At 75.4% G+C, this 5,308-nt stretch carries 4 protein-coding genes and 3 pseudogenes; 2 read left to right on the forward strand and 5 right to left on the reverse strand.

What is annotated here, in order from left to right; translation table 11 throughout:
* The 3 genes and pseudogenes from ACWEN3_RS40665 to ACWEN3_RS40675 all read right to left on the reverse strand — a co-directional run.
* Positions 1-83 (reverse strand): annotated as a pseudogene (locus ACWEN3_RS40665) (M20/M25/M40 family metallo-hydrolase); the annotation flags it as partial.
* Positions 73-1,713 (reverse strand): annotated as a pseudogene (locus ACWEN3_RS40670) (phage holin family protein); the annotation flags it as partial. The pseudogenes ACWEN3_RS40670 and ACWEN3_RS40665, both read right to left, overlap by 11 nt.
* Positions 1,714-1,846: 133 nt before the next feature.
* Positions 1,847-2,278 (reverse strand): hypothetical protein, encoded by a 432-nt coding sequence (locus ACWEN3_RS40675; RefSeq protein ID WP_452982019.1) that lies wholly within the window; start codon positions 2,276-2,278, stop codon positions 1,847-1,849.
* An 85-nt stretch (positions 2,279-2,363) separates the two neighbouring features.
* Between ACWEN3_RS40675 and ACWEN3_RS40680 the strand changes: the two genes are divergently transcribed.
* Positions 2,364-3,137, forward strand: a complete 774-nt coding sequence (locus ACWEN3_RS40680) for an MBL fold metallo-hydrolase (RefSeq protein ID WP_452982028.1) — start codon at positions 2,364-2,366, stop codon at positions 3,135-3,137.
* Entirely contained in the window at positions 3,134-3,766 is a 633-nt protein-coding gene (locus ACWEN3_RS40685; protein WP_452982022.1) for a DedA family protein, read from the forward strand. Before ACWEN3_RS40680 ends, ACWEN3_RS40685 begins: the two co-directional genes overlap by 4 nt.
* Positions 3,767-3,824: 58 nt before the next feature.
* Here ACWEN3_RS40685 and ACWEN3_RS40690 read toward each other — a convergent pair whose 3' ends face one another.
* A complete protein-coding gene (locus ACWEN3_RS40690) occupies positions 3,825-4,964 on the reverse strand; it encodes an MBL fold metallo-hydrolase (RefSeq protein ID WP_452982025.1) in 1,140 nt (379 codons plus the stop codon).
* A pseudogene (locus ACWEN3_RS40695) lies at positions 4,961-5,308 on the reverse strand (pyridoxal phosphate-dependent aminotransferase); the annotation flags it as partial. The gene ACWEN3_RS40690 and the pseudogene ACWEN3_RS40695, both read right to left, overlap by 4 nt.

Genomic DNA, 5,308 nt, shown 5'->3' on the forward strand with positions numbered 1-5,308 from the left:
GGCCCCGCAGCGCCGCCCTTGCAGTCGGCGCTCCCGCGGCCGTACCAGCGGCCGTCGCGCTCGGTCAGCTCGAACGGCGGGGTGGTCGGCGAGGGTGCTGAGCAGGCCCGGATGGCGGGCGTCGATCTCCTCCCTGGTCATGCGGTGGTCGACGTCCGGGAAGGAGACCAGGCCGAGGTTGCCGGAGGCCAGCACGACCGGCTCGGAGCCGCGGCCCGGCAGGCGGTGCCCGGCCCGCTCCTCCACTGGCCTGCGCAGCGCCGCCCGGACGGCGGCGCGGGCCTCGGCACCGCTGCGGGTGCGTTCGGCCCGGCGGGACACGGGCAGTCCGCAGCCGGCCCGGACCAGGTCGGCGAGGGTGAGGCCGTAGCGGGCGCGGAAGGTCTCGCCGGGGCTCTGGCCGTGGTCGGAGAGGACGACGGTCCGGTAGGGGCGCGGGGCGTGCTCGGCGACCCGTTCGAGCAGCGCGAGGGACCGGTCGAGGCGCTGGAGGACCTTCTCGGCGTCCCGGCTGTACGGGCCGGAGTGGTGGGCGACCTCGTCATAGGCGACGAGGTCGGCGTAGACGGCGGTGCGGCCGGCGAGCAGGTCGCCCATCACCGCGGCGACGACCACGTCCCGTTCGACGACGGTGGCGAAGGCGCGCACCAGCGGGTAGAGGCCGCCGCGGCTCACGCGCGGGCGCTGCCGCCTGATCCGGGCGCGGAGGGACTGGCCCGCCTCGCGGGCGACCTCCGCGACGAACGAGAGGGCCGTGCGGACGGCATTGGCGGGGTCCGAGAAGTAGGCGAAGTAACCGGCGCGGGAACGGTTCTCCCGGCCGCGGCGGCGGGCGGCTATGGACAGCACGAGGGCCTGTTCGCCGGCGCCGCCGCTGAACAGGTTGCCGCGGCTCGCGCCGTCGACGGTGAGCAGTCCGCCGTCGCCGGTGCGCTCGACGGCGCGGCGCTGCAGCTCGGCCGCGCTCGCCGGCCGGTTGCACACCATCACCTCCCCCCGGTCCTTCTCGTACCAGCGGAAGGCGGGCACGTCGTAGGTGCTGCCGTGCAGGATGCCGAGCTGGCTGGCGCCGGTCTGGCTGGACCAGTCGGTGCGCCAGGGGGTGAGGCGGTGGGTGGGTGAGGCGCCGGCGCCGGCCGCCAGCCAGCGGGCGACCGTCGGCATCAGACCCTTGTGGACCGCGGCGGTGAGCACGTCGTGGCCGACGCCGTCGAGCTGGACGAGGAGCAGGCCGGGGGCCTCGGAACAGGGCGGCTCCGGTCTGCGGCGGCGGGCGGCGAGGCGGTGCAGGCGGCGCCGGTAGGCCTCGTCGTCGCGTACGGCGAGGGCGCCACCGGTGGCCGAGGCGACGGCGGACATGACGGCGGCCACGACGACGGCGGTCTCCGGCGCCACCTCGCCCCGGCCCGAGGGGTTGATGTGCAGGGCGAGCAGCAGCAGGGAGCCGTTGAGGAAGAAGACCAGCAGGCCGAGCACGAGGGCGGGCACGAGCAGCAGCAGCCGGACCAGCAGGGGCCACACCACGGCCGACAGCACACCGAAGGCGCCGGCGCCGCACGCTGCGGTGACGGCGATGCGGGTGCCGCTGTCGCCGTCGGCGGACTGGAGCCGGAAGTCGGGCAGGAGCCCGGCGAGTGCCAGCATGGTGACCGTGGAGACCGCCCATACGGCGAGGCTCCGCCCGATCTGACTGGCGATCCGCCGCCACCGCACGTCCCGCGCATCCTCCGTTCCGCCCCTCCCCCACCCGCCGGGCGGGGACCCTGTCCCGCCGCGTCCGGGCGGCCGGGGCCGGTTCCCACCCTGTCACACGGGGCAAAGGCCGCCGGAAGGGGTCACCGGGAGGTCATCGCCCGTCGTAGCCGGCCGTCGGCATGGACAGCCTGCGGTGCACCCGCGCCTTCATCTGCGCGTCGTACGACGGCTCGGCCCGCCCCACCGTCTCCACCCGCACACCGCGCCGCGCGCACTCGGCGGTGAACTCCTCCACCGAGGACAGGGCCCGGCGCAGCACCCGCAGGCTGGGCGCGACGAACACGTCCACCCCGGGGCGCACCCCGTCCCACAGCGCGCAGTGGTCGAAACGCAGCCCGCCGACCAGAAGTTCGCGCACCACCACGTAGCCGCGCTCGGCGGCCCAGCGGGCGCACATCGCGTGCTGGCTGCGGGAGTCCACCAGGAAGGGGTCGGCCTCCAGCTCCTCCAGGGGTGTCAGGCTCGCGATGGCGGTCACCCGCACCGGCGTGAGCGCGTCGGAGGCACCCCGCAGCTGTCCCATGGCGTCCCCCCTCACCTCCGGGTTTCGCCGCCGACCCTACTCCTGCCCGTAGGCTTCGGGGAGTCGTGTGAAGGAGGCGAAGAAGGTGCCGGTGGAGATCACCTGGTGGGGTCACGCCACCTGCACGGTGGAGGATGCGAACACGCGGGTGCTCACCGATCCCCTGTTCGCACGCCGGCTCGCGCATCTGCGCCGCCGGCGGGGTGCCGTGCCGCCCGCCGAGGCCCGGCGGGCTGACGTGGTGCTCGTCTCCCATCTGCACGCGGACCATCTGCATCTGCCCTCCCTGGCCGCTCTGGACCCGGGCACGCGCCTGCTCGTGCCCCGGGGCGCACCACGGGCGGTGCCCGGTCTGCGCCGGCTGCGGCACCTGCGGCTCACCGAGGTCGCCCCGGGGGACGAGACACGTGTCGGCGAGCTGCTGGTGCGGGTGGTGCCCGCGCGGCACGACGGACGGCGGCTACCGGTGGGCCCGCACCGCTCGCCCGCGCTGGGCTTCGTGGTCGAGGGCGGGGCGCGGACCTACTTCGCCGGGGACACCGGGCTGTTCGACGCGATGGCCGAGCGGGTCGGTCCGGTGGACGTGGCGCTGCTGCCGGTGGGCGGCTGGGGCCCGTTCCTCGGGGAGGGGCATCTGGACCCGGGGCGGGCGGCGCGGGCGCTGGCCCGGCTGGAGCCGCGGGCCGCGGTGCCGGTGCACTACGGGACGTACTGGCCGATCGGCATGGACGCCGTGCGTCCGCACGAGTTCCACGCGCCCGGCGACGAGTTCGTCCGTCTCGCCGCCGAGGCCGCCCCGGAGGTGGCGGTGCACAGGCTCGGCCACGGGGAGAGTGTGCGGCTGGCGGCCGCCCGGTGAGGTGGCTGTCCTCCGCCGCGACGCTCGCCGCCGCTCCCACGCCGGGCGTGCCCCTGGAGTCGACGCAGCAGGCGCTCGGGTATCCGTCGTTGTTCCTGCTGGTGCTGATCGGTGCGCTGGTCCCGGTGGTGCCGACCGGGGCGCTGGTGAGTTCGGCGGCGGTGGTGGCGTTCCATCAGACGGCGCCGTTCTCAATGGCGTTGGTGTTCGTCACGGCGTCCGCGGCCGCGTTCCTGGGGGACGCGGCCCTCTATTGGCTGGGGCGGCGCGGGATGCGCTCGAAGAACGGCTCCCGCTGGCTGGAGGCGATACGGTCGCGGGCGCCGGAGGAGCGGCTGGCGCAGGCGCGGGGGAAGCTGGCCGAGCACGGGATCGCGGTGCTGGTGCTGTCCCGGCTGGTCCCCGCGGGGCGAATACCCGTGATGCTGGCCTGTCTGCTGGCCGACTGGCCGCTGGGCAGGTTCGCGCGGGGGAACCTGCCCGCGTGTCTGGCGTGGGCGGTCACGTACCAGGTGATCGGGATTCTGGGCGGGTCGCTGTTCAGGGAGCCGTGGGAGGGTGTGGTGGTGGCGGTCGCGCTGACCGTGGTGATCAGCGTGGTGCCGGGCGTGGTGCGGCGGTTCCGGTAGCGCCGCCGGGGTGTGCGCCGACCGCGGGGCGCGGATGCGCCGTGGTTGCCCGCTCCCCTTACGGAGCGCCGGGTTCCAGCACCTTCGAGGCTCCCACCGGGAGGTCCCACAGGTCTTCGCGTGCCAGCCCCGCCTTCTCCCAGGCCGCCCGCGCCCGCCGGAGGGGTTCGAGGACGGGTTCCGCCGAGAGGACGAAGGTGGCCCAGTGCATGGGGGCCATGCGGCGGGCGCCGAGGTCGAGGGTGGCCCGGACCGCTTCCTCGGGGTCGCAGTGGACGTCGCTCAGCCACCAGCGCGGGTCGTAGGCGCCGATGGGCATGAGGGCGAGGTCGATGCCCGGGTAGCGGCGGCCGATACGGGAGAACCAGTGGCCGTAGCCGGTGTCGCCGGCGAAGTAGACGCGCTGGGCGCCGGGGGCGGTGAGGACCCAGCCGCCCCAGAGGCTGTGGCAGGTGTCGGTCAGGGTGCGCTTGGACCAGTGGTGGGCGGGCACGAAGTCGAAGCGGACGCCGGACAGTTCGGCCCCCTCCCACCAGTCCAGCTCCGTCACGCGGGTGAAGCGGCGCCGGAGGAACCAGCGGCCGAGCCCGGCCGGCGCGAACACCGGTGTGTCGCGCGGGAGTCTGCGCAGCGTGGGGGCGTCCAGGTGGTCGTAGTGGTTGTGGCTGATGACCACGGCGTCGATGCGGGGCAGGGTGTCCCAGGGCACGCCGACGGGCGTGATCCGGGCCGGGGTGCCGAGGATGCGGCGGGACCAGACGGGGTCGGTGAGCACGGTCAGGCCGCCCACCTGGACGATCCAACTGGCGTGTCCCGCCCAGGTGACGGCGAGCGTGCGGGCGCCGGCGCGGGGCAACGGGGCGGGCTCGAACGGCAGTCGGGGGATGTCGGCCAGGCCCTTCGGGTCGGGGCGTACGGCGCCTTCGCGGGCGAACCGGGCGAGACCCTTGAGGCCGGGCAGCGGTGCGGTCAGCCGGTCGTGGAACGTGCGCGGCCACACCCGGTGTTCGCCCAGGGGGCGGGGCTCGGCCAGCGGGGGGAAAGGGGGCGCGGCAGGGGCGGCGGGGCCGGCCGGCCGGGTCGTCGCGGTCGTCGTGGCCGCCGGACTCCGGGCGGTCTGCACGGTCTCCGTGGTCGTCTCGGCGGTCGTGGTGGTCGTCGTCGGGGCCGATCCGGGCTCGTGCGTCTGCTGCGTCATCGAGGGGGCTCCCATCGCTGAGCGTCGTCGCGGAGATCGTCGAAGACCGACCTCAAGGAGTTCAACGCGCTGTGCACATGCGGCAGTTCCAACGGTGCGGGTGAGGCGAGGCATTCCCTGCGTTCCTCGTCCGTGCCCCCCAGCAGGGGCCCGGTGGCGAGCCGCACCCGCAGCGCCCCGAGGTCGTCGCCGAAGCGGTGGCCGCCGGGGGCGGGCATGCCGAGCCGGGCGGTGAGGAGGTCCTCCAGTTCCTGTGCGTCGCCCACGCCCTGGCCGGCGAGCGCTTCGCGGAGCGGGCCGAGGTCGGCGTAGAGGTGGCGGCCGGCCTGCGGGGGGCGGGCGAG

Source organism: Streptomyces sp. NPDC004561 (assembly GCF_053602155.1).

What these genes read in the sequence shown, in the direction of transcription:
- ACWEN3_RS40690 (WP_452982025.1), bottom strand. Translation starts at nt 4,964, where the DNA reads ATGACGCAGCAGACGCACGAGCCCGGATCGGCCCCGACGACGACCACC.
- ACWEN3_RS40675 (WP_452982019.1), bottom strand. Translation starts at nt 2,278, where the DNA reads ATGGGACAGCTGCGGGGTGCCTCCGACGCGCTCACGCCGGTGCGGGTG.